1 protein-coding gene is annotated in these 1,904 nt (G+C 70.0%); it reads left to right on the forward strand.

Going from position 1 to position 1,904, the window contains the following annotated elements:
* Window positions 1-28 precede the first annotated feature (28 nt).
* The coding region (locus ACZ5GT_RS40700) for a helix-turn-helix domain-containing protein (protein WP_469036982.1) at window positions 29-1,904 on the forward strand (1,876 nt) is incomplete at its 3' end.

A 1,904-nucleotide genomic window follows, 5' to 3' on the forward strand; every position in this document is an offset into this window, starting at 1 on the left:
CCTCCACGTCCTCTCCACACTGCTGGGCGTGGACTCCCGCGGGCCGGCCGGTGCGGACTCCACGGCCATGGACCTCTCCGACGGCGATGACGCCCGTGCCGACAGCCCCATGGAAGACGTCTCCATGGAGGAAGACACACCGACGTGGGAGGAAGCTCTCTGGGCGAGCGACTCCGAACCGCAAGACCAGGGAGCGGCGCGGAACACGGACCCGGACGTCTTCCCCGCGGTGACCTACTCCAACGGGGCGAACGTCACCGGCCCGTCCGCCCGGTCCCAGCTGCACGACCTGGTCCGCACACTGGGCAGCCAGCGGGCAGTGGCCAGGGAGCTGGGGGTTGGCAAATCCCTCGTGAGCACCTGGCTCATCGGCAATATGCCGCTGAGCGCAGACGCCGTCAGAAGAATCGACGAGCTGCACAGCCGCCTCGCGACCGGCGACGTGCGGCCACCGGAGACCGCCGCGTCCTTCAGGGACATCCTGGAGTCCCTGTACGTGAAGGAGCGGGAGAACCACGCGGACGACGCGTCCGCGCTCCGGGCGGTGGCCGACGCACTCAGCGGCGGTACGGTCGAGGTGAGCCGGGACGACGTGTACCACTGGATGTCCGGCAGGCGGGGCGGGCGTCCCCTGGACCCGGCGGTGCGCGAGCGGATCGCCGAACACGCCGCGCTCGTCCTCCCCGACGGACCCACCACCGCACCGGCCGACACCCCCGCTCTCCACACGGTGGAGACCCGCTACCTGGTGAACCGGCTCGGCCCCGACACCACGGCAGGACTGCTCACCGTCACACCGCAGGTCCTGGAATCCCTCCACGCCGGCACTTCCTCCCCGACGCTGGAGGTGGCGGAGCGGATCACGGCAACCACCGACCTGCTCCTGACGCAGAACACCACACCGACCGCCGACGACGTCACGAACCACGTCCGCCAGCGCAGAACCCCCCTCCAGAACGACATCGCGCACCTCACCAGCCACCTGGAAGACCAGGCGGCCGTGGCACGCGTGCTCGGCTGCGACTCGAGGACTGTGGGCAAGTACCGCCGTGGTGGTCATGAGGCGAGGATGCCGAAGAGGACGGCCGACCGGATCCGCGCTGCACTGACCCTGCTCGACGAACACGGTGCCGCCGACGTCACCGCCGACGCGGTGACCGAACGCGTCACACCGGACGCCACCACGGCCACACTCCGGGCGTTGAGGGACGTGGCGAGCAGTGAAAATGACCTGGCCAGAGAGCTCCAGGTCCCGCGGGCGACGCTGCGGGAGCAGCTCGACGGCGCGCAGGTCTCCGGGGAGTTCGCCGAGCGGGTGGACGCGCTGGTCGCACAGTGCGAGCAGTTGGGGATCGACGTCCAGCAGACCGCGACCGCCGGGGCCGACGGCAATGCGCCGACCACGCTCGTCCAGGCCAGGATGAGGCTGCTGCTGAACCGGCTGGACCCGCAGGAGAACGAGGCCCGTTCAGAGGGGGCCGCGGCCAAGGTACTGAACGTACGTCAAGAGGATGTACGGGCTTACCTGAACGGCACGAGAACGCCTCCGCCCGGTACCACCGGTATGCGGCTCAAGGCCGCCGCCGACCTGCTGCTCGAACGTCCCGGACCGGTCACCGCCGAGGAGGTGACCGAGCGGGTCAGCCGTGCTCGCGGCCCCTGGCAGACGAAGACGCAGACGCTGTGGGACGGGCTGGGAAGCAACGAGAACGTCGCCGACGTGCTCCAGATCAGCCGACAGGCGGTGAAACAGTTCCGCTTCGGCGAGGTGACGAACCCCCTCAGGGAGACGGCCGACCGGATCGACGCGGCACTCGCCCTGCTCGACCGACACGGTCCCGCCGGCGTCACCGCCGACACGGTGAGCGACCACGTCACACCGTACGACGCCCGGGACAAGATGC

It is taken from the genome of Streptomyces sp. NPDC031340 (assembly GCF_055569945.1).